Source organism: Nostoc sp. NMS7 (assembly GCF_017115085.1).
GTDB lineage: Bacteria > Cyanobacteriota > Cyanobacteriia > Cyanobacteriales > Nostocaceae > Nostoc.
The window spans coordinates 1-22,617 of sequence record NZ_JABXKJ010000078.1 but is presented as its reverse complement, the minus strand read 5'-3'; the positions used below and the strand labels follow the sequence as shown (position 1 = coordinate 22,617).

The 22,617-nt window shown below is 40.8% G+C and carries 24 protein-coding genes and 1 pseudogene; 15 read left to right on the top strand and 10 right to left on the bottom strand.

The features are described 5' to 3' along the window. The first annotated feature begins 341 nt into the window (after nt 1–341). From HWQ38_RS07625 to HWQ38_RS07615, 3 genes are all read left to right on the top strand, one after another. Nucleotides 342–524 carry a hypothetical protein gene (locus HWQ38_RS07625; RefSeq protein ID WP_292791935.1) on the top strand — a complete coding sequence of 61 codons (183 nt, stop codon included), beginning with the start codon at nt 342–344 and terminating at the stop codon, nt 522–524. Nucleotides 525–613: 89 nt separating this feature from the next. Further along, a complete protein-coding gene (gene rnc / locus HWQ38_RS07620) occupies nt 614–1,333 on the top strand; it encodes a ribonuclease III (RefSeq protein WP_292791933.1) in 720 nt (239 codons plus the stop codon). Between the two features lie 109 nt (nt 1,334–1,442). After that, a complete protein-coding gene (locus HWQ38_RS07615; protein WP_292791932.1) occupies nt 1,443–2,516 on the top strand; it encodes a Gfo/Idh/MocA family oxidoreductase in 1,074 nt (357 codons plus the stop codon). Nucleotides 2,517–2,535: 19 nt separating this feature from the next. Here HWQ38_RS07615 and HWQ38_RS07610 read toward each other — a convergent pair whose 3' ends face one another. Next, entirely contained in the window at nt 2,536–4,686 is a 2,151-nt protein-coding gene (locus tag HWQ38_RS07610) for an ATP-binding protein (RefSeq protein ID WP_292791930.1), read from the bottom strand. A gap of 294 nt (nt 4,687–4,980) precedes the next feature. On the opposite strand from HWQ38_RS07610, the gene HWQ38_RS07605 reads away from it, so the two are divergent. The 4 genes from HWQ38_RS07605 to HWQ38_RS07590 all read left to right on the top strand — a co-directional run bounded on the left by HWQ38_RS07605 (nt 4,981) and on the right by HWQ38_RS07590 (nt 8,180). Continuing rightward, nucleotides 4,981–5,673 (top strand): RibD family protein, encoded by a 693-nt coding sequence (locus HWQ38_RS07605; protein WP_292791929.1) that lies wholly within the window; start codon nt 4,981–4,983, stop codon nt 5,671–5,673. A 129-nt stretch (nt 5,674–5,802) separates the two neighbouring features. After that, a complete protein-coding gene (locus HWQ38_RS07600) occupies nt 5,803–6,984 on the top strand; it encodes a GNAT family N-acetyltransferase (protein ID WP_292791927.1) in 1,182 nt (393 codons plus the stop codon). A 184-nt stretch (nt 6,985–7,168) separates the two neighbouring features. Continuing rightward, nucleotides 7,169–7,657: a pentapeptide repeat-containing protein gene (locus tag HWQ38_RS07595; RefSeq protein WP_292791925.1), complete on the top strand. Its 489-nt coding sequence runs from the start codon at nt 7,169–7,171 to the stop codon at nt 7,655–7,657. A gap of 139 nt (nt 7,658–7,796) precedes the next feature. Further along, complete coding sequence (locus HWQ38_RS07590) at nt 7,797–8,180, top strand: DUF4346 domain-containing protein (protein WP_292791923.1); 384 nt, start codon at nt 7,797–7,799, stop codon at nt 8,178–8,180. Between the two features lie 60 nt (nt 8,181–8,240). On the opposite strand, the gene HWQ38_RS07585 is transcribed toward HWQ38_RS07590, so the two are convergent. After that, nucleotides 8,241–8,978: a TPM domain-containing protein gene (locus HWQ38_RS07585; RefSeq protein ID WP_292791921.1), complete on the bottom strand. Its 738-nt coding sequence runs from the start codon at nt 8,976–8,978 to the stop codon at nt 8,241–8,243. A 195-nt stretch (nt 8,979–9,173) separates the two neighbouring features. On the opposite strand from HWQ38_RS07585, the gene surE reads away from it, so the two are divergent. Further along, nucleotides 9,174–9,854: a 5'/3'-nucleotidase SurE gene (gene surE / locus HWQ38_RS07580; protein ID WP_292791918.1), complete on the top strand. Its 681-nt coding sequence runs from the start codon at nt 9,174–9,176 to the stop codon at nt 9,852–9,854. Nucleotides 9,855–9,956: 102 nt separating this feature from the next. Here surE and HWQ38_RS07575 read toward each other — a convergent pair whose 3' ends face one another. Continuing rightward, nucleotides 9,957–10,256 (bottom strand): hypothetical protein, encoded by a 300-nt coding sequence (locus HWQ38_RS07575; protein WP_292791915.1) that lies wholly within the window; start codon nt 10,254–10,256, stop codon nt 9,957–9,959. Between the two features lie 659 nt (nt 10,257–10,915). After that, entirely contained in the window at nt 10,916–11,041 is a 126-nt protein-coding gene (locus HWQ38_RS07570) for a hypothetical protein (protein WP_292791912.1), read from the bottom strand. A 180-nt stretch (nt 11,042–11,221) separates the two neighbouring features. Here HWQ38_RS07570 and HWQ38_RS07565 point away from each other — a divergent pair, with 180 nt between their 5' ends. Both HWQ38_RS07565 and HWQ38_RS07560 read left to right on the top strand, forming a co-directional pair. Beyond that, the gene (locus HWQ38_RS07565) at nt 11,222–11,881 is read left to right on the top strand and encodes a PAP/fibrillin family protein (protein WP_292791909.1); all 660 of its coding nucleotides are present in this window, start codon (nt 11,222–11,224) and stop codon (nt 11,879–11,881) included. A 69-nt stretch (nt 11,882–11,950) separates the two neighbouring features. Next, nucleotides 11,951–12,676 carry an MGMT family protein gene (locus HWQ38_RS07560; protein WP_292791907.1) on the top strand — a complete coding sequence of 242 codons (726 nt, stop codon included), beginning with the start codon at nt 11,951–11,953 and terminating at the stop codon, nt 12,674–12,676. Between the two features lie 85 nt (nt 12,677–12,761). On the opposite strand, the gene HWQ38_RS07555 is transcribed toward HWQ38_RS07560, so the two are convergent. Next, a complete protein-coding gene (locus HWQ38_RS07555) occupies nt 12,762–13,409 on the bottom strand; it encodes a hypothetical protein (protein WP_292791904.1) in 648 nt (215 codons plus the stop codon). 379 nt (nt 13,410–13,788) lie between these two features. On the opposite strand from HWQ38_RS07555, the gene HWQ38_RS07550 reads away from it, so the two are divergent. The 3 genes from HWQ38_RS07550 to dcm all read left to right on the top strand — a co-directional run bounded on the left by HWQ38_RS07550 (nt 13,789) and on the right by dcm (nt 16,307). Further along, on the top strand, nt 13,789–14,511 hold the full coding sequence (locus HWQ38_RS07550) for a hypothetical protein (protein WP_292791901.1): 723 nt from the start codon (nt 13,789–13,791) through the stop codon (nt 14,509–14,511). A gap of 210 nt (nt 14,512–14,721) precedes the next feature. Then, a complete protein-coding gene (locus tag HWQ38_RS07545; protein ID WP_292791898.1) occupies nt 14,722–14,931 on the top strand; it encodes a hypothetical protein in 210 nt (69 codons plus the stop codon). Nucleotides 14,932–14,987: 56 nt separating this feature from the next. Beyond that, complete coding sequence (gene dcm / locus HWQ38_RS07540; RefSeq protein ID WP_292791895.1) at nt 14,988–16,307, top strand: DNA (cytosine-5-)-methyltransferase; 1,320 nt, start codon at nt 14,988–14,990, stop codon at nt 16,305–16,307. A 119-nt stretch (nt 16,308–16,426) separates the two neighbouring features. On the opposite strand, the gene HWQ38_RS07535 is transcribed toward dcm, so the two are convergent. Further along, nucleotides 16,427–17,221 carry a Tab2/Atab2 family RNA-binding protein gene (locus HWQ38_RS07535; protein ID WP_292791892.1) on the bottom strand — a complete coding sequence of 265 codons (795 nt, stop codon included), beginning with the start codon at nt 17,219–17,221 and terminating at the stop codon, nt 16,427–16,429. Nucleotides 17,222–17,436: 215 nt separating this feature from the next. Beyond that, nucleotides 17,437–18,231, bottom strand: a complete 795-nt coding sequence (locus HWQ38_RS07530; RefSeq protein ID WP_292791889.1) for an ice-binding family protein — start codon at nt 18,229–18,231, stop codon at nt 17,437–17,439. A 154-nt stretch (nt 18,232–18,385) separates the two neighbouring features. On the opposite strand from HWQ38_RS07530, the pseudogene HWQ38_RS40375 reads away from it, so the two are divergent. Beyond that, nucleotides 18,386–18,463: pseudogene (locus HWQ38_RS40375) on the top strand (ribbon-helix-helix domain-containing protein); the annotation flags it as partial. Between the two features lie 493 nt (nt 18,464–18,956). Here the strand turns inward: HWQ38_RS40375 and HWQ38_RS07525 are convergent. From HWQ38_RS07525 to pheT, 3 genes are all read right to left on the bottom strand, one after another. Beyond that, nucleotides 18,957–19,226: a YciI family protein gene (locus HWQ38_RS07525; RefSeq protein ID WP_292791886.1), complete on the bottom strand. Its 270-nt coding sequence runs from the start codon at nt 19,224–19,226 to the stop codon at nt 18,957–18,959. A gap of 15 nt (nt 19,227–19,241) precedes the next feature. Beyond that, nucleotides 19,242–19,637: a hypothetical protein gene (locus tag HWQ38_RS07520; protein WP_292791883.1), complete on the bottom strand. Its 396-nt coding sequence runs from the start codon at nt 19,635–19,637 to the stop codon at nt 19,242–19,244. A gap of 119 nt (nt 19,638–19,756) precedes the next feature. Continuing rightward, complete coding sequence (gene pheT, locus HWQ38_RS07515) at nt 19,757–22,207, bottom strand: phenylalanine--tRNA ligase subunit beta (RefSeq protein ID WP_292791880.1); 2,451 nt, start codon at nt 22,205–22,207, stop codon at nt 19,757–19,759. Nucleotides 22,208–22,268: 61 nt separating this feature from the next. On the opposite strand from pheT, the gene HWQ38_RS07510 reads away from it, so the two are divergent. Further along, nucleotides 22,269–22,460, top strand: a complete 192-nt coding sequence (locus HWQ38_RS07510) for a hypothetical protein (RefSeq protein WP_292791877.1) — start codon at nt 22,269–22,271, stop codon at nt 22,458–22,460. Nucleotides 22,461–22,617 lie beyond the last annotated feature (157 nt).

Sequence of the window (22,617 nt, the reverse complement as noted above, 5' to 3'; positions counted from 1 at the left end):
TTCTTCTGCTTAACTCTTTGTTACATACTTATAAATTTTCTCCACGACTTACTTAATTGGTATAAAGTAGGAGGTATATTTTGAAGAAAGCAAAATCTTGACGGTGGTTAAAACCACCTGAGCGGTCACTGAGCAGCGTCGAAGTCTCGTTTTTCATCCCCTACCGTCCATGACAGAATACGGTACTGCGTACCTGTTCTTTACGGGCTTTCAAACTTCCCAATATTCTTTGTAAAAGTGGGAATCGGTGGTGAACTGTTTTCCAGACTGGTAACACCACCGATTTAAAACTTTATCCTTTGATATATCAAAGGTTCAATCGTTATTTGCATCTCTTAACAATGCCAAATCCTAAAGGGAACCCAGAAAATTTAAAACCAATTAAATCTGATAGAGAAGAACCATTAACCGAATATTTACATTTGCGTGTCACCAAGGAAATGAAGGAAGAACTGAAAGCTAAAGACGACCCTCCTGAGTTTTGCCGTCAAGCTATTCAAGAGAAGCTAGATAGAGACAAGTAGCGAAAAGTTGTTAAAGTAATAGTCCAAGAACTTTATATAAGAATAGATAACTAGTTGTCTTCCCATAGCCCCTTTCCCCTTATCATGCAATGCGCCTTGCTTATCCACGCCGTCAACGGCAACTCGAAAGTTTAGTCCAAAAATTAGGTTTGTCGCTAGAAGCACCTATAAAGTGGGAACTGCTGGATTTAGCGCTAACTCATCCCACTGTCTCTGAGTCGGCAAATTATGAACAGCTGGAGTTTGTTGGCGATGCAGTGGTGCGGCTGGTGTCGGCTGTTGTGTTATGGGAAAATTATCCCGATTGTCCAGTAGGGGATTTTGCGGCAATTCGTTCGGTGTTGGTGAGCGATCGCATCCTCGCCCAATTAGCAAGAGTTTATGGTTTGGAGTTATACTTACTAGTCGCTGGTAGTGCTACTGCTGATAAAGTTGGTCTAGAGTCACGATTGGCAGATGCTTTTGAAGCAGTTCTAGGTGCGCTTTACTTAAGCACTCAAAATCTGGAATTGATCCGCTCTTGGCTAGATCCCCATTTCCAACAACTAACCACAGAAATTCGCCTCGATCCTGCCAGACTTAATTACAAAGCTGCTCTCCAAGAATGGACTCAGGCACAATTTAAAGTTCTACCAGAGTATCGGGTTATAGAAGTAAGTCAACCGTACCGCAATCAAGAACGTTTCCTGGCTGAAGTGTGGCTGCACGGAAACAAGCTAGGAGTTGGTAAGGGACGCTCGATCAAAACTGCTGAACAAGCCGCCGCCAAGGTAGCTTTTTTAGCAATTCCTAATCCGCAAAAACCCTGAGTTTAAAATACGGTTGATTAGCTGATAATCAGTTAATTGTCAGTGGTCATTTGTCCCTCGTCCTTTCTATACAAATGACAAATGACAAATGACAAATGACAAATAACTAATGACAAACCAAATTAAAATTGCTGTCATCGGAATTGGGCGTTGGGGAGTGCATCTGCTGCGGAATTTCTTAGCAGATCCCCAAGTAGATGTAGTTGCTGTAGTTGACCCCCATCCAGAACGATTAGCGGCGGTAAAACAGCAGTTTAACTTAGATGAAAATGTAGTATTAATAACCCAATGGCAGGATTTAAAGAAAGTGCCAGGGTTAATAGGGGTGGCGATCGCAACTCCGGCCACTACCCACTATGTTTTAATTAAAGACTCTCTCCAACAGGGATACCATGTTTTGGCAGAAAAACCCCTAACTCTCAACCCAGTAGAATGTCGGGAACTTTGCCAGTTGGCAGAGCAGCATCATTTAATACTCATGGTTGACCATACCTATTTATTTCACCCAGCAGTTGAGGCAGGAAAAACTGTAGTACAAGCGGGTAAATTAGGTGATTTACGCTATGGCTACGCCACCCGTACCCATTTAGGGCCTGTCCGGCAAGATGTTGATGCGCTGTGGGACTTAGCTATTCACGATATTGCTATCTTTAACGCTTGGCTAGGTCAAATTCCTGTGAAAGTACAAGCAACGGGTACGGTATGGCTACAGGGAGGAGTGGGGGAAGACGCAAAGACACGGGGACTAGCTGATTTAGTATGGCTGACACTGACATACCCAGATGGCTTTCAAGTTTATATTCACCTGTGCTGGCTGAATCCTGATAAACAGCGACGGCTAGGGATTGTGGGCAGTCTTGGCAGCTTGATTTTTGATGAGATGTCACTATCATCACCTCTAACCTTACTGAGTGGGGAGTTTGAACAGCAGGGCAATCAATTTATTCCTGTGAATCAAAAGCAAATAGTGCTGGAATTAGAAATAGGCGAACCATTGCAACGGGTTTGCTCGTCGTTTGTTGTCTCTATTCTCAAAAATACTCCCTCAGAGGTTTCATCTGGCTGGGTAGGCACTGAGTTAGTAGAAATTCTTGCTGCACTAACAGTATCTCTTGGGCAAGGCGGCAAACCTGTTTTTTTGAATGATCCTCAAGGAACAAAAATAATAACTAATGACTCTTGAATATGGACTTTTGACTAAATTACCTCTTCAAAGTTGCATTTGCACAAACTCCCCCTTTTGGAAGACTTACCAGGATAGTTTGCAATGGTGAAAGACGAATCTCGCAAGTCTCCTTCCCAAGTACCAGTAGCGACTTGGGAAACTTATCGTTGTCTATCCCTGCTTTGACAGATTTGTTAATTCCTAAAGAAGAACTTTCCCCAGACTCTTGTAGGTTAGGGTAGCGGCTTGCTTTTGCCCCCTCATTCTCAAAGGAAAATCCCAAATCCCCTACATTTTCGTCTTTCTTGGGAACAGGTAATAGTGAGATATCAATCAAAGGTAAGATAATCTTCAGTGTCGTACCTTGATGAAGTCCCGCACTCTCAAGAGTAATGCTGCCTCCCATGAGTTCGATTAAGTTTCGTGAAATTGCTAATCCCAGTCCAGTACCTTCAAATTGGCGGGTGGTTGTGCCATTCACCATCACAAAGGGGCGAAATAGTTTGTGTTGTTGAGTTGGATCAATACCTATACCTGTATCTTTGACAGCGACTACCACCTGAGATTTACTATTACTATATTGAAGTTCTGTACTAATGGTGATGCTTCCGGTATCTGTGAACTTAGTGGCATTGCCGATAACATTAATTAGCACCTGCTTCAGTTTTCCCGCGTCTGCCTTAATTGGTATCACTTGGGGATCTAACTCACACTTCAACTGCAAGCCCTTTTGTTGAACATTAACTGATTGTAAATTAATCACCTCTAACAATATTTTTCGGAGGTCAATAGGTGTGCTGACGACTGAAAGTTTACCTGCTTCGATTTTAGAAATGTCGAGTAAATCATTAATAATACCTAGCAAGTGAATCGTTGTTTCATCCGCACGTTTGAGAAACTCCATTTCTTCTTCCCGGTCATCACATAAACCATCTTCAACCAGGCGAATACAGTTAATAATAATATTTAATGGGTTTCTCAATTCATGGGAAGTCGTAGCCAAAAACTGGCTTTTAATCTGGTTAGCAGTTTTTGCTTCTTTCCAAGCTATTTCCAGTTCTTCTGCTCCAGCTTTGAGCCGTTCTACCATTTGGTCTAATGCTTGGGCTAGTTGATTGAATTCCCGGATTTGAAAATTGTGCGGAACTGGTTGTGCAGCGTGGTGAGAGTGAATATTGAGAGCGTAGTCTCGCAATTCTTCTACAGGACGTGCTAAGTAAGGAGCGAGATATAGGGATGCTACCAAACTTGCACCAATCAAACCAACTGTCAAAACGATGAGAATTAGTTTGATTTCTTGTAAACCAAAAAGCGCATTCTCGACACTAGTAACAGCTAAGACTATCCATTTTTCCTGGTGCTGTTGGCTGACTGGATTTGCAATAGCTGTATAGCCAGCTACTAATTCTTTCCCATCTGTAAAAGACAAATTTATCGAATCGTTTTGTCCCGCGATGCCTGCGGCGGGGTTACCCAACGCATTTTTAATTATGCTCTGGAGTTGGTCAGCATTTGGGTGCTGATTGATATTAGTTCCCACCCAGTCTGTGAATGGGTGCGCCAAAATTGTGCCATCTTCAGCAATCACCACCATAGCGCCTGTGAGCGATCCCGGCGGATTTCTGGTTTGTTGGTACAATGCAGACTGAATACTTAAGCTGTAAACTAAATTTCTTCGGCTATCGGAAACTGGTGCAGATAACACTAATCGCAGTTGATTTTCGGTGTTTCTTTTTCCAGTTATTCCTGCCTTTGGCGGAAAGATTGCTTTGACATCAATTCCGTCACTAGGCAAAGGTAATCTCAATTCTCCAATTGCTTGATCCCCACAGCTACTGGCAACTATCTTCTGGTTGAGCAGATTCGTTAGTTGGACACACTCAATAGTGGCTGGAAGTTGTTGCTTTAACTGCGTGAGAATTTCTTGCTCTTGTATAGGCGAACCCGACGGAATCACCGTTGTTTTACTAACACTCAACAAATTAGCTTTTAAGATAGCGATCGCATCGACAATTCTCTCCCCTTTACTGATGGCGCTTTCTGTTAAATTTTGACGGGCAGTTCCCAATATGCTAGAACGTGCCTTATTTAAGGCAACAATTTCGCCTACAAGTAAAACTGGAACGAACAGCAGCAATATTCTCGTTACTAAAATTCGACGAAAGGATGATTGACGGGAATTAGTCATCAAGTGTCTCACTTTGCATCTGCAAACTACAACAGCAAAGATATGCAATTAGACCAGCTAGATGAGACATTTTATTAAAATATCACAACTTTATTTTCAATGTTTCAAAATAACAAATTGCTATAATTCAAAAAGAAACATGGTATACCAAAAGTCATATATGCTAGATGTAAAAGCGATTTGTGTTGCATATAAATACACTGGTGAAATTTGGAAATAGTAGCTTGCAGGCAGGGATTTTTTTGAGAATCTACACACTAGCAAATAAAATAATAAAACTATCAAACCAATTTAATGTTCCCATATCGTCCTCATACTACAGTTGTTTTAGCAATGAGTGTAGATGGCAAGATAGCAGATTTTAGGCGATCGCCTGCTAGGTTTGGCTCAAGGGTTGATAAAGCACACTTAGAAAAACAAATCGCTGCTGCTGATGCCGTTTTATTCGGTGCTGGTACTCTGACCGCTTATGGAACAACACTTACCGTAACAGATCCAACTCTAGTCAAACTTCGGGCACAAGGAGGGAAGCCTCCGCAGCCAGTTCATATAGTGACTACACACTCTGCAAACCTGAATCCGGAAATTAAGTTTTTTAAGCAACCAGTTAGACGCTGGTTACTTACGACAACACAAGGAGCATTTTCCTGGAAAGGACGCTCAGAATTTCAGCAGATTCTGGTTTTTGAAACACCAAGGCGAGAAATTGACATTCCCGCAGCTTTAAAACATCTAGCCACTCTACATATAACACGCTTGGTAGTCTTGGGTGGAGGTGAATTAGTCGCTTCCTTGCTGGAATTAGATTTAATCGATGAATTATGGGTGACTGTCTGCCCACTGATTTTAGGTGGTAATACCGCACCCACACCCGTAGAAGGTAAAGGATTTTTATCAGATTTAGCCCCCAAGTTGCAACTTCTAGAAGTTCATACAGTTGAGCAAGAAGTGTTTTTGCACTATCGACTGCAACGATCAGCAGATTAGATTAAGCTAAGTTAAGTTATTTATTGGGCATTGGGCATTGGGCATTGAGTATTGATTATCCCCCTTGTCTCCCTTGTCTCCTTTGTCTCCCTGATCGCGCACTCCCTACTCCCCTAAAAAAACCACACGATGGTGGAACAACTTAAACCTCGCTATTCTGTCATTTGGACGAACAAAATCGCTGAAGTACCCCAAAATGCCTGGAATGCTTTGGCAATGCCACTCAAAACACCGTTTTTAGAATGGGAGTGGCTGAACAATCTCGAAACCTCCCAGAGTGTTACGGCTAAAACTGGTTGGTTGCCAAATCACTTGACATTGTGGCGAGATCGAACGCTGATTGCTGCTGCGCCACTTTATCTCAAAGGACATAGTTCTGGTGAATTTGTTTTCGATCACCAATGGGCAGAGTTAGCCGATCGCATCGGAGTCCAATATTACCCAAAATTGCTGGGAATGACACCATTGACTCCTGCTGAAGGCTATCGGTTTTTAATCGCCCCAGGAGAAGATGAAGATGAAATCACAGCCATAATGCTGCATGAAATTGACACTTTTTGCTCCAAAAATCGGATTTCTGGGTGTCATTTTCTCTACGTCGATCCTCAATGGCGTCCGATGCTGGAACGGCATGGCTTTACAACTTGGCTGCACCACAGCTATATCTGGGAAAATGCTGGCTTTAAAACTTTTGATGACTACTTGAAAGTGTTTAACGCCAATCAGCGCCGCAATATCAAGCGGGAACGCAAAGCTGTGGAAAAAGCAGGTTTACGATTGCAACCGCTAAGTGGTGATCAAATTCCTCAGTCTTTGTTTCCTTTGATGCACCAGTTCTATGCAGACACCTGTGATAAGTTTGGCTGGTGGGGTAGCAAATATCTCACACAACGGTTTTTTGAGCAGCTATACACCGATTATCGCCATCGAGTCTTGTTTGTTGCGGCATATAGTGAGGAAGATAACTCTCATCCTTTAGGAATGTCCTTTTGTTTGTTTAAAGATGACAAACTCTATGGACGCTATTGGGGGAGTTTTCAAGAGATAGATTGCTTACATTTTGATGCTTGCTATTATGCGCCAATTGAGTGGGCGATCGCTAACGGCATCCAAATTTTTGACCCTGGCGCGGGCGGGCGTCACAAAAAACGGCGCGGTTTCCCGGCGATGCCCAATCACAGTTTGCACCGCTTTTACAATAATCGTTTAGGACAAATTATCCGTCCCTATATTAAGGAAGTAAATCAACTCGAACAGCAGCAGATTGAGGCAATTAATGCAGAGTTGCCATTTAGTGAGAAAAATGTTTGAGGAAAAGGAACTGCTCTAGGACTTACGCAAAAGTACAGGCCCTCCGGGGCAATTCATGTAGCTTTAGCTTCCCGAAGGGTATTGCCCCTACCTGAAAATAAGGGTTTCGGTTATTGTTTGCGTAAGTCCTGTACTCGATAATCAACACAGCGTTGATGTTGTAAATAAGTTCAGGAAAATATTTATGGATCGTGTGAATCGTGATGAATTGATTAGAAGATATGCTGCTGGGGAAAGAAACTTTTCTGGAGTCAAATTGGACGTAGATTTGTTGGGGATTGACCTGAGTGGTGCTGACTTTAGTGGGAATAAGATGGACGAGTTCTATTTTGAGCATGCCATCTTGAAGCGTGGTAGTTTTGTCAATACCCAATTGGCTCAATCCTGTTTGGATGGTGCCGATTTGACCGAAGCCGATCTCATAGGTGCTAGATTGTCTTACGCGAACCTCAGAGTTACTAACTTGACCAACGTTGACCTTAGAGGAGCAAGATTTCACGAAACTAGCTTCGATAGAGCTAATCTTACCGGGGCTAATTTGAGTGGAACTGATTTGAGGGGATGTATTCTGTGGGAAGCTAACTTGACTGGAGCCAATTTGGAAGGATCTAGTCTGCGTCGCACTAATTTTCGTAACACCATCATGCCATCTGGCACTATTCGGAATAGTTGAGTCTAATTCTCTGATTTGCTTTTAAGTAAAAGGAATCAAAAATATCTGAAAGATATCAATAAGACTAAGGAAGATAGGAATTACACTTGATGTAGAGTGTAAAAACCCTCAAGAAAGAAAATTTCTTTTTATAATGCTTATGGATTTAATAGTTGAAGATTTAGCCGCAATTGATAATAAACTTTCCCAGCGTCATATTGACCTTGATCCTGGTGGATATTTCATTATTTACTTAGATCGAGACGCAGGGTTAATTTATGCCAAGCATTTTACAAATGTGATTGACGATCGCGGTTTAGCTATCGATCCAGAAACAGGAAAGGTAATTCCGGCGCGAAAAAAGGTAGAACGAACTCACACAACAGTTTTTAGCGCGAGGACGGCGAAAGAACTTTGCGTGAAGATTTTTGAAGAAACTCAGCCCCCTCCTCTAACTCTATTAGATCATGCAGCTTATTTGGGTCGAGAATTTGTCCGGGCTGAGGTGGCTTTACTCACGGGGGAAGAGTATGTTCAAGATTAAAGTTAAAAGTGAGGAGTTAAAAGTTAAGAGTTAGAAATATCATAACTCCCCACTCCCCCATTACCCATTAGATGATGGCTGATTTATCTGATAGATATAGTAAGTCGCCATTGGGATAACGGTGGCGGCAATTAACAATCCTACTACCCAAGCAGTGGCGTTACCTTGATTAGTTTCTTCTGCTTTCTTGAAAGTGCCTCCTACTTGTACATTGTCAATTATTTTGGGTGGTCCTGGATCGGCTTTGCCAGAGAGGACGGCGACAAAGCGATCGCTTGCATCTAAAAATGCCTGATTGTATTTGTTACCATTGCGTAACGGCACACTGACTGTTTCAGTAGCTACACTCTCGGCAATAGAGTCAGTGAGTAAAGGCTTGACTTGATCCCCTGTAATAATCGCAGTACCATTGGTAACTGTATCAATAACTAATAAGGTTTGATTAGCTTGGGCTTCTTTTGTGGGAAACCATTTTTTAAACAGTTCTTTGGTGAAGCTTTGCGGTGTTTCCCCGTAGTCGAGGCGGCGAACAGTCACAATTCTGACTTCCTTATTTGTTTGCTTTGCCAAATCCTCGAAAGCGCTGCTAATCTTACCTTCATTCAGACGGCTGATGACTTCAGCTTGATCTAAAACCCAGGTGTCATTCCCTGCTTTGAGGTTGGGCATTTGATACACACCTGTAGCTAAAGCAGGTGCGGCAAACAGCGAAGCTGCTAAAATAACCATCACCAAAGGTAAAATTAGCCGAATCAGGTGTTTTTGACTGCTAAATACTTGTTTGAGGAACTGTTTCATCGTATAAACCCTAAGACAGACTTGCACCAAAAATACTATAGAACTACCGTAAAAATCGCCTCGTTCTCGGTTTTTTCCACTATGAAGTTTCTGCTACTGCCAATCTGCAAGTAGCTTTTCCTGCTGTACCCATTGATGCGTGATATCTGCATTTTTATAATATTTTAACTAAATCTATATCAATATAATATATAGATGACCATAATTTTAACTAATGACGACGGCATTGATGCTCCCGGTATCCGAGCGCTGCTCAAAGCTGTAAACGGCAAAAATGCTATTATCGTTGCTCCTGTCGATCCTCACTCTGGCTGTGGACATCAAGTTACTACCACTCGTGCGATCAATCTCCAGCGACGTTCTCAGACTGAGTATGCGATCGCAGGTACTCCCGCCGATTGTGTGAGAATTGCCACAACACAAATTAGCGCAGATGTCAAATTTGTACTTTCAGGTATCAACGCTGGAGGCAACTTGGGAGTCGATGTCTATATTTCTGGAACAGTGGCTGCCGTGCGGGAAGCTGCAATGCACGGTATTCCTGGAGTTGCCATTTCCCACTATCGCAAAGCCAAGCAGAATTTTGACTGGGATTTGGCCGCCAAATTCACAGCTGAAGTTTTAGCAGACTTACTCAAGCGTCCCCTAGAAGCGGGAAGCTTCTGGAATGTGAATCTGCCGCATCTGCAACCAGGAGAATCACATCCTGAAATGGTGTTTTGCCAACCCTGTACTAAACCTTTGCCCGTGAACTATCGAATCGAAGGCGATGATTTCTATTATGTAGGGGAATATGGCAAACGCGATCGCACTCCTGGTAGCGATGTGGATGTATGTTTTTCCGGCAATATCGCGGTAACTCAGTTAAAGGTTTAACGAAATAATTCATAATTCATAATTAAAGAATGGGTACGTAATTATGAGTTATTTTGATATTCAGTTAACAATGACAATTGAATCCAAAATCAAAAATTGCTACTAGTCATCTAATGCTTGAATTACAGACATAAACCGATCTAGAGTTTGTGTCAGTTGGTTGAGTTTTTGCAGTGAATCATGCTGAGATTCAGCAAGAGTTTGTACTGTATCACACAACGCAACAATTTGATAGCCTTGCTGTTGCACTTGCTGTCCCTGTGCTTCGACTTGGATGCTGAGAGTGTCCAATCTTTCTGCAAGACGTTCAATTGTCTCAGTCGTAGAGAGTACTGCTTCCCCAATTTGTTCAACAATAGATTCCAAGCGATTTATTTTTACTTCGACTCCTGCTGAAATCATTTCTTTACATCCTAATTTTGAGAGAGCATCTTAGTAAAATTCCTAATACAAATTGAAATAATTAATCCCAGTAAAAACATTAGATAACACTGTCATTCTAATAATATGTATGATTTTGTTATTTGATGCTTCTACTCAATGTTGTGTTTAGCTACTTATATAGCAGTCTATGAATGCAACAGATAGTGGGGGCAATACCCTGCGGTCAGCTAAAGCTACATAGATTGCCCCTACGAGTGGTACGCCAGTTCGCCCAAGTCGGGAGACCCGCCCACGCGACTGGCTCCTGTATCCCATACAATTGAGAACCGCTATAGGTAATTAATTGATTGCAATTTTTAATCAAGATTCTTCACCACATATTACATATCTAAAATGATTAGTCACCCCTCCTAAGATATAGTTAAGGAAAATTAGCTTCAATTTATCCAAAGTTGTATTTCCTAAAAACTTAACCAAAATTAAGTAAATGTATAGTTAAAATTGATACTTTTAATTAAGCTAAGTTTCTAGTCTAATTAAGTCCCAGTAATTATATCCTTGTTGCTTAACATTTGGCTCGACAACTCACTAAACACCACCAATAAACATTTCCCTAAGTGTGATTTATCCCAAGTAGGAATTGCAATTTACGTCTTAGACTTCAGTACAGCCTAAATTTAAGCGTTACTTGGACATTCGGGAGAACTTGTAGCACTATTTATCTTATGGCTATTGTTTGCGGCGATCGCGATCGCAATTTTTAAGGTTTTCAAATCTGGTAAAATTTCAGTAGAGATGAACACTAATTTTCAAAAAAGCAGAAAAATATGCAGTTTCTCAAAATTGTTCCAAGCAGATATCGATGTGCAAATTCCCATCCCACAACTCATTGACTAATATCATCTAGATAATTCAACTTTTGTAAACTTTCAGCATAAAAGTTGAACTAAAGCAATAGGACATGTAAAGGAAAATTTCAACCATTGAACAATCAACTTTTAATTAAGGAAAAATTACAAGCCAAGCTTGAGAAGATTCAAACCAAGAGCGATGGCTCTCCCGTTACTGATTTGCAGCTAGACAAAACCTTAGCCGAAGAAATTGAACAATTGACGACGGAACTGGAGAGTGTGAATCCGAATCTCTATCCTCTTCTTTACGCTACTTCTTTGCTGGAGGGGGCTTGGCAACTGCAATACTCCACTGCCAGAGAAATCCGTTCTTTAGTTTCTCTCCCATTGGGATTAAAGCTAGGTAAAGTTTATCAAGTGATTGATGTTGCAAATAAATTGTTTTTTAATCTAGCTAAAGTTAAACATTCTTTGGGGCTAGTATCGGGATATGTGAAAGTGACAGCTAGTTTTGAGCCAGCCAAAGAAGATTTAGCGCCTCTACTGCACAAACGCATCAACGTTTATTTTGACAAACGCTACCTATCAATTGAGAAGATTCTTGGCATTAATACTCCCCAACTCAACCCATTTAAGGTTGTGCCAGCTAATAATCCTACTGGACGAACTGCCACACTAGACATTACTTACTTAGATGAAACCTTAAGAATTGGACGTGGAGGAGATGGAAGTTTATTTATTCTTAGTAAATGCAATGATTTACCTGACTTTACCTCCTCAATTTTAAATTGAACGCGCCACCTAATGAATATGGCTCTCTCAATAATGCATCTTTTCACCAAGGTAAAACCAGGTTGTGTGATGGTAGAGCTTAAAACATTAAATTTAAAGGTAGGTTATGGTATAGAAGGAGATATAAATGCTGATTCTATAAGTCCAAGGCAAGTTTTAATTGTTAGGCATGAAGATATTTTAAACTTATCAATTAAACCAGGAGAATTGCGAGAAAATATTGTGGTAACAGGTATAGAATTTGATAATTTTATCCCTGGTTCTCTGCTAACCTTTGAAAGTGGTGCGGCAATTCGTCTAACTTTTCACTGCGAACCGTGTAAGCGAATAGCCCACTTGGTAAAATCATTAAAGAGCATCCAAGGTAAAAGAGGAATTTTAGGCGTAGTTATTAAATCAGGTAAAATCCAGGTTAATAGTAATTTTCAGGTTCAAGCTCATAAATTTCCAGTATTATCTGAAAATCCCTATCAACGATTCCTAAATTTTATGAGCAAAATCCCAAGTGGGAAAGTAGTCACATATAAACAGATAATCAAAGGCATGGGAGTAGATAATAGCTATCTAAGAGCTATTCCTACATACCTGAAAAAAACCTCGGCTGCTGATTATCCGCTACATAGAATATTAGACTCTAAAGGTTATTTGATAACTTATGTGAACCAACAAAAAAATAAGTTGGAAATTGAAGGAGTTAAAGTTTTATCTGACACAAATTTAGTGAGCAACTTAAACAAAAATTTTGTAGATATTAAAGATTATCTATGGGAAGATAACACTATATATTTAAGATAGATATTAATCATGTAATTTTCATGGATATTTGCAATATTATCTTGTATTTTAGAAGGAAAAATACTTTTTATAATCAAGACAATTACTAATTTTTTATTTGTTTAGATGTAGCTTCCATAAAATCGGGAAAAACTTTTATAATCTGATGGATTCCCTCGCTACCTCCTGCAATTAAACCTCCTGTCAGGAATGCATCTAAACAACGGAAAATAACTACTTGTATGGGATTATCTAAATCAATAACTAGAAGTGGCTCGATTGAGCGAATGCCTATTGCGCTAATTAAAAGACCGAATAAAAGGGATGTCCATAGAGCAATTGTTCGCGTATCAGATTTATAGGCTGTTCTTTGGCGCTCTTTTTCATTTATATTATCAGTTTGTGGCTTGAAGATTTTTAATGAGTCTTGTTGATTTTGTGTAAAATTTTGGATTATTTGCTGTTCTAAACTCATTCCTTCAGGCGGGAGTCCACTGACTTGATTTGATTCCAAAGAAGCAAACTGTTTATTTTGGGTTTCCATAAGTTTTATCTGATCAGATATGAGAGCCTTTTCTTGCTGAATACTAATATCTAATTGCTCGATAAATGGGCCTCGCCAAGTAGTTATAAAAACTTCTAAAGAACGCTCTAACAACAAAGATATAAATAACAGTAATGTGAGTAGCTGGATAATATCATTAATCCCAAATGGTTTTAAAACGAATGGTTTAGATGATAACCAAGTTGACAAAGTTACTACTAGAAAACTAATAATGATTAACAGAATAAATAGAGGAGATTCTGGAGAAAGCTTTCGCAACGTATCTATACTCCTGTTTTGCGTCACAATATCTAACACAGCCTGAAGGTGAAAACTACACCTGCTGAGTAACTTAACAACGTTAATTTGATAGAACAGTAAATAATTTATTACCCAAACCTTTTTTATAGCAGTGTGATCAGCTACGCCATTGTCGAAGCGATCGCACTGATGGTTGGTGACACCAGAGCCACACTAGCCTAAAAGTCTTACTATACAAGCATTACAGCAGTAAAATGAGCGAAACTACTGTGCATGGTGCGATCGCGATTAGGTGGTGTGCTTCTAGTTGATGCACCAACAAGCCACTATGCCACAGTGGACAATATCTTGTACTCTGATATTTAATGGTAAAGCTGTCATGCTTCAAAAATACAATATTTTGCGATCGCACCACATGTGCGGAATGCGGGTTACTATGCTAAATCCAAATTATCAGAGAACCGTTGAGGAATTGCGTAAGTTAGCCTCTATGTTTTGGCCTTCAGAATTATCTAGACAAGAAGCTGAACTTAGCATCATTCCAAAACTCATTGAAACTCAAGACCAATTTATTGCTATTTTGAGCGTTGATGTATCTAGCTTAGACGGATTATTTCAAATTGTTAATTCTTCAAATATGTCAGCAAATCTCTTTCTAAAACATTTGCTCATGCTAGCTGATTTTGGCGGTGAAATGCTTCAGCGATTAAACAGTCAATTTAACTCCATCTTCCCTTTGGGAACGCTAGATTATTTATGGAATACACAAAGTTATAACTATAGTTTTCGAGTTTTGCCTGTACTTGGTCAACTCAATAACAGTAAACTTGGTATCAGTGGTAAAAAACTACTAGAAAATCAACCTCTTTCGGAACTGCACAAAGACATAATAGCCGTAGTTTTGTTTAGTGGTAGTTCTATTGATGAAAAAACAGCAGAAATACTAGCAAAGTGTGAAATTGGTAACTACATCGGTCTACCAGACAAATTGCAAAAATTTATTAAGCAAAGATATATATGGGTTAGTCGTATCACTGCTGGCTCTCAATAAAATACTTTAGGGCAAATTACTCAAACTTTAGTTAAAAAATATTTAGAAGACAACCTTGATATTCGTAGCGTTAATATTAAGGCAAATGGTCATTTACCAGGCATAAGTCATACCGAATCTAATGAACGTCCGACAACCTTTGATATTGTAGCTTCTAAGGAAGATAAGTATGTAGGAATAGAAGTCAGCTTTCAGGTAACTACAAATAGTGTGATCGAGCGTAAGGCAGGACAAGCTAAATCTCGCTTTGAGCAAATTGAAACACTTGGATATAAAATAGGTTATGTCTTGGATGGTGCTGGAAACTTCCAAAGAGAGAATGCCCTGAGAACAATTTGTTCATATAGTCATTGTACAGTGGCATTTTCTCTTAAAGAGCTTGATGTGCTTTGTAGTTTTTTAAAGGAATATTTTTTGTAAAAACAAGTAAGCCTAAGTAATATATTAAACTTGCGGAAAAAAGTAACTTAATATCTATGCCTAAAATTCGGTTTGTGGATTTATTTTCAGGAATAGGAGGAATTAGATTAGCCTTTGAACAGGCGGCTGATTCTTTAAATATAGAAAGTGAATGCGTTTTCAGCAGCGAAATCAATACAGATGCCCAATTAGTTTATGAAAAAAACTTTGGTCAAAAAGCATTAGGTGACATTCGATTAATTGATCAACTCCCAGAACATGAATTTTTATTAGCTGGGTTTCCTTGTCAATCTTTTTCTCATGCTGGCAAAAAAGAAGGCTTTGTTGATACACGAGGCACGCTATTTTTTGAAATCACAAGATTACTTGATACTTATAAACCACAAGCTTTTATTTTTGAGAATGTCCGAGGGCTTTCTAGTCATGATCAAGGGCGAACCTTAGCAACAATTAAGCATGAAATTCAAAAAAGAGGTTATAGTTTTCATGCTTTTTTACTCAATAGTGCAAACTTTGGCTTACCGCAAAATCGTGTCCGCATTTATCTGGTAGGAATTTTAGATGCTTCTCCCACTTTTGAATTGATTTCTGACGTGGGGCCTAAAGACTCGCATTCATATAATCCTCAGCAGTTATCTTTGTTTTATCCACCACAAAAATCTGTGACTGTTGCCGATATTTTGGAAAGTAATCCAGATGAAAAGTATGATTGTTCACCAAAGTTCGTCAATGCGTTGAAACGAATATTTAATAATGATTTAAATCGCTTACATGGAATAAGGCTGATTGATTATCGGGGTGGAAACTCTATTCATTCCTGGGATTTAGGATTACGTGGCGAGTGTAGTGCCGAGGAAATTGAACTAATGAACCGTTTCATATTAAAGAGACGGAATAAAGAATTTGGACATGAACAAGATGGCAAACTATTAACTCAAGAGCAAATAGCTATCTTTTTTGCACATCCAAATCTAGGAGAAGTTTTAAATTCACTAGTTAAAAAAAAATATCTAAAACTTATTAATGATACATACAAACCTTTATCGGGTAACTTTTCATTTGAAGTTTATAAGTTTGTAGATCCAAATAAGATTTCAGTAACGTTAGTTGCTAGTGATGCTAATAGATTGGGTGTTTATCACAATCAGAGAGTGCGGCGACTAACTCCGCGAGAAGCTGCAAGGCTGCAAGGTTTTCCTGATAGCTTTATACTTCATCCCAATGATGATAAGGCTTATTATCAACTGGGAAATTCTGTGAGTATTAATGTAGTCAAAGCAGTGGCTCAGGAAGTGATTATAAAAAGCTTATATTCTACTCAAGAAAGAATAGATAAATTTAAGTACAGCATTTGCGAAATTCGGAGCTTTTTTTAAACGCAGAGGTACGCTGAGGGAAGCGCAGAGGAGCGCTGAGTTTTGCTAATTTTAATTCGCTATGAACTTATGGAATTTTGTACTAAGCTCACACTTGCTCAATTTTTGAATTATGTTTCTTAATTGTCTGCTCGTAACAACCAAAAGCCGCTATAAGTCATCCCGGAATCATCTGGTTGAACTAACAAAAAATGCAATCCTCGACTTTGCTGTTTCCGTTGTTCAAATGCTTGGGCTGCTGTTCTAACTTCTGAATCTTCAAATGTGGCAACAATCCACCTATCCACTAAGCCAGCTTCTAATATTAAGCCATCCGGTGCGCCAGAAATGTAATTTAAAGCTACTGGGCGGGCTTGCTGCAACCACCGTGCTAGACGCATTGATTGCCGTCCACCATAAATTATTACACCAGGAACGGGCACTGTTGATGCCAAACCCAAATTGATGGGTTTGAGATGTTCTGGGATGTGCAAAATGGGAATGGGGCGATCGCTAAATCTCGTTTCTACATCACTAGCTGCTAAAGTAGCAAAACGCCATTGTTCTCCCCAGAGGTTTTCTGGTAATGGTGCTGGGGGCGGTTTATCCAGGACTGAGGGATATTGCTTTTCTTGTAACCACTGCTTCAATGCCAAAGTGTGGCGGGTAGATTCGACATTAATACCTAAATTGTGTCCAGCCGCCTCAATTAAACTTAGTGACTGAGGACGAAATACCTGAATCACATCTGGCAATTTTTCACCAGAGGCTAACTCAAGTTGAGCAGCAACCCAATTAGAATTTGCTGCTGACTGGAGACAGGTAGCTTCATATTTAAAGCTGCGAGTTGTGTCACAAATCAACAACTCCCATAAAATTTGCCCAGATGCATCTGGTAACGGACGACGATAAAAATCAGCCTGCCAAATTTTCATAAGTGGGGAGTGGGACACCTTTGATTTACGATAATCGGGGATGAGGCGAACATCGCTCGCCTCATCCCCCTCTACTTAATTATTATTATGCTTTTGGTAAAATACTGGTAATATTTTGCACAGATAGGTATTATTGACAATTCCAGACCTATCTTTTTCTACCATAGATTGCTACACTCTTTGCCAATCAAGTATTTCAAAAAACTATTTGCAACCTACCACCCTTTTCTAAATCTTTTGTTGAAGGCGAATAACAGACCCACCAGCCCGGAACCGAGAACACCAAGTGATGAGTCAGGTTCTGGAACCACTGCCGTTTCCTGTGGCTTCGGATCGCAGGTGCTGGAGACCTTGTTGGTATCCATCGTCACGGCACCATTTTGCGCCAAGGCTCTACCGCACTCAATGTTTACGCCAGTAGTCAGGGTGATGCTCGTGAGCGCTAGAATATTTCCCATGAACTGAGTGCCGGTTCCGAGAGTCGCGGAGCTGCCGATCTGGAAAAACACATTGGAAGCTTCACCGTTGGTCGTGACAACAGACGAGTCGCTGGCGGTGGTGAGCGTGCTGGCTATCTGGAAAACGAAGAGTGCATTGGGGTCGCCTAGATTGTCGAGCGTGAGTTTTCCTGTCAACTGAGCCGATGAGCTAAAAGAATAGACGCCAGGTGTGAGCGTGAGTCCACCCAGATCGACACCAGTCAACTCCTTAGTGGGACTCAAGGCTGCTAAATAATTGTACGCACTTGCGTTATCCAGCTGAGCCTGAGCTGCAACTGCATCAGATGTGAATATCGTTCCGTTCACGATCCCTGGAGAAAAGCCAGTGGCTGAAGAACCTGCGTTGACACCCAGAGATTGCATGATGACGGAGGATCCTGTATTAGTCACTGTCGAGCCACCCAAGACCCCGAAGTTATTCGCCGTTCCCAGCAGAGAAGCGGCTTTTGCTGGAGCTTGAAAGCTGGAGAATACCACGATTCCCAAAACTATTGCGTACTTGTAGTTCATTTTTAACTAACACTTTTTAAGTTTTATCACTAGATATTAAATTGTCTTAATAAATACAAATGCACTTCCTCTCAAAGGAAAAAATTGTGTTTTATTTAACCTTTACGCAATCTTTAGCATTGTATAAAGGCGGGATGAATTTGCACTTGACAAAGACCGAAGTAGTCAAGCATTGCTGGCTGAAGCTTTAAATGATTTGTTTGAAAAGTATGGGAAGAGTCCGATTGGTTAAGGTTGCACGAAAAATTAAATAGATTTTGGATTTAGAAGTTTTAATAACTTTTAATAACACTATAGCGATTAAGATATTTATTATTGGCGCTGGATACAAGATTGCTATATCTGACCTGATGCATTTATGACATTTTCGGATAAAGTGCCTTTTGTCAATCAGTTAAAATACTTAAAAAAATCTTATGGTCGGGTGTCGGGAGCTACGGTTTATCGAATAGCCCAAAGAAACCTCACCCTGGTTCTGCTACGCAAAACCTGTCCCTCTCCTTACTAAGGAGAGGGACGTTCGTTAGGACAGGGTGAAGATGGGAAGAATTTAGGTATATTGATTCTGACGCCAAGCCCCAGAGCTTTCCTTGATCCGCTACTGAATTCTGACCCTTCGGCAAGCTCAGGGCATCGCTTCTGAATTCTTCTTCAACGCCTTTTGCTGTACCCTCGCAGACATTTGTGCAATTACCTTAACCTCTCACGGATGCCCCATAGCTAATTCAAAAAGCCTGAATCCATTCTTTGACAGAATATTCAGTCCAGATGCTATGTTTCCAGTAGGGGTCATTTTCAATCAACTGGCGCACGGTGGCTTCGTCTTCGGCTTCGTAAATCCCAAAAACTTTCGTGACATCTTTGGTGGGGCCAATAGTAATCAGCACACCGGATTCTTTCTGTTTTGTTAATCCGTCTAAATGAGCTTGACGGTGGGGGGTACGTTTTTCGAGAACGTCTTCGCAGTAACTTCCCCAGACTACATATTTAGGCATGATTGCTTGTTCCTCCTACTGGTTAATAAGATATTCCTCTGCCAGGAGCTTGAGCCGATCTCCTTCTAAAATGAGATTGTCAATTGCTTCTTTTATTTCAAGGTATGGCTGACGAGAGAATTTCTTTTCTCTTTCAATTGCACGTCGAGTTTCTGCCCTTAACCTTCCAGCCCATTTGTGTTTCCCAAAAATGTCCAAGCCAACTGACACAACGCTATCTATACCAGATTGACTTGCTTCCTGATTAATATTACGTATATTTGCATTAACCTCCTTTTTGAACGCTCTGAGTTGCTTTTGTAATAGAGAAATTTGCTTTACCTGTAGTTTGACTGATTTAGGACTATCAAGTGTCAGAGACATCTCTGATTGCGTCTGCTGAATTTGTTGAATTATTTCCAGCGTGTTCATAATGCGCCCCTACCCGGAGTTGAAAATTTTTGGCTAGTCTTTACAGAAAAATATGAGGCAGAGCCTCAAGTAGAGTATTCCCAGGTTCAACCTGGGAACTAGACCAAAACTCCTAACTCCTAACTTCTAAGGTTGACGCCGAATTTTTCCACCAAGGCTTCACGAACTTTATTGTGTACTGGTTCAACTTCAGCCTCAGTCAGAGTGCGATCGCTAGCCCGATAAACTAAACGAAATGCTAAACTCCGCTGCCCTTCTTTTACATTTTCACCACGATATTCATCAAATAATTCTACCGATTCGAGCAAATCTTTACCCGCTTTGGTAATTACTTTTTGAATTTCCGCAACTGAGATTTTCACTGGTGCAAAAAAGGCGATGTCACGATCGCTAGCTGGATAGGTAGAATAGGAACCGAATGTTGGCACAAGAATTTCATCTTGTCCTAGAGAATCTAAAAGCACATCTAGATCCAACTGGAAAACATAAACGGAATCTGGTAAGCCTTTTTCTCGTCGCAATTGGGGATGGACTTGCCCAAAAATACCCAGCCTGTTACCCCGAATCCACAGGGAAGCTGTGCGCCCTGGATGTAAGCGATCGTCGCGGCGATCGGGTTGAAATTCAATTTCCAAACCAAGTTGCCGAAATACACTTTCTAAAATACCTTTGGCTTCAAACCAGGTGAGCGGTTGTTCGCGTCCACTTTTTGCCCATTTGCCAAGGGTGCGATCGCCTCCCACAATCCCCGCAAGGGCTTCTGTTTCTTGCAAACCATCTTCTTCTCGCCAGAAAATTTGCCCGATTTCAAAACCGTTAAGGGCACCATTACCCTGCTCTAAATTATATTGAAAGGCATCAATCAACCCAGATATCAAATCAGTTCGCAGTGCCGAATATTCCACAAACAAGGGATTTGTTAATACTATCCCTCTGTCTTCTCCTGGTTTGACTAAAGAATAGTGGATTAATTCTGTCAATCCTTCAGCCCGGAGGAAAGCTCGTAAGTTGCGAATCAGTTCTTCATCTAAAGGCAGATAGCCAGCTTCCGCTTTTTCTGGTAAGGTATCACAGAATTTGTTATACCCATAGAGACGGGCAATTTCTTCAATTAAATCAATTTCCCGCTCTAAGTCGCGGTAACGATATGGTGGGACAGAAACTGACCATGTACGTTGATGTGTACTATCTTCTCCTGAAGGAGTCAACTGACATCCCAATGCAGTCAGGATGCGCTCAACATGTTGTTCTTGGAGTTCACCTGTGTCCTCTCCCAAATCGATTGGCCCGAGTATTTGATTAACTCGATCTAAACGCAGTGCGATGGAATGACTCCAGGTAGATTTATCGGGGCGGGTGTCGGCAATTTCCTGCTGTACAAGAATTCCACTAGCCAATTCGCTAATTAAGGATAAGGCGCGGCGATTAGCAATTTCCAACTCAGCCCGGTTAACTCCCCGTTCATATCTACCAGAAGCCTCACTTCTTAAGCCTGCACTCCGGGAAGAACGGCGAATTGCCACGGAATCAAATAACGCCGCTTCTAAAACGAGCCTTTGAGTACCTTGATGGACTTCTGTTTCTTCCCCACCCATAACTCCCGCCAGTGCAACGGGTTTTTCGTTGGCGGTAATTAACAAATTTTGGGTTGATAGGGTGCGAGTTTGTCCATCCAGGGTTTTGAGGGATTCTCCCGCAGTGGCGAAGCGGACGCCGATGCTTAAATTTTCACTACTTGCAAGAGATTGTAGGCGATCGCAATCAAAGGCGTGCAATGGTTGTCCCCATTCTAACAAAACGTAGTTAGTAATATCCACAACATTACTGATGGGACGTACTCCAGCCGCACGCAAACGCTGTTGCAACCATTCGGGAGATGGAGCAATTTTTACCTGTTCAATTACCGTACCGATATATGCAGGACAAGCTTGGGTATCGGCGATTTTTAAAGCTAAATTTCCGGCATTTTTGGGAATAGAGACTTCATCAGGTTCAGAAATGCTCAACTTTCCACCCGTCAAAGCTGCTACTTCTCGTGCTACGCCTACCATACTCAGAGCATCAGCGCGATTAGCAGTTGCAGTTAAGTCTAAAATTACATCATCTAAACCCAACAACGGACGGACATCACTACCCAATGGTAAATTTTCCTGGGTAAAAATATGAATTCCGTCTACATCAGTCGGCAAACCAAGTTCTTTTAAAGAACAAATCATCCCCTGAGATGGGACGCCACGCAGTTTTGCAGGTTTAATTTTTAAATCGATGTTGGGTAAGTAAGTACCCGTAGTTGCCACTGGCACATATATATCTGCCTTCACATTGGCAGCACCACAGACAATATTTAAAGTCTCACCTGTACCGATATCCACTTGGCAAACACTCAATTTATCGGCGTTGGGATGGGGTTGACGCTCAAGCACTTTCCCGACCACCACGCCATTTGCCCAAGTGCGGCGATCTTCAATCTCTTCAACCTCAAACCCAGCCATTGTCAGGGTTTCGGCTAATTCTTCTGGACTAAGTTTTATCTCTACTAGTTCGCGCAGCCAATTTAGAGAAATACGCATGGAGTGTGCTTTTTTTAGGAATCGTCTTTTGCTCTAATTTTAGGGTGTTTACTAGCGATCGATGGCTACTCGTCCCGCAAGACGTACCCTTTCACTTGAACAATCCTACTACGTTAGACTGGCAGAAAAATATCGCTTTTTTTCTTTATCTTTACATTTTTTGCGATCGCCTGTAGAACATCAATTCAGTAATCCTGGAAGAACCTCTCCGCCAACGCTAGTAGGGAAGGGGGCTGGGGGGTTAGGTTTTTGATACTGAATCAATACTCTAGTAAGTCGCGGCACGTCTATGTTAAAAAATTATATAGCTTACAAAAGTGTTGAATGTTAAGAGAAATCCGATAAAAACAGCCCAAAATATGTTAAATTTTGGGCGGAAGATTAAAGTATATCTATTTGATAGTGATGAT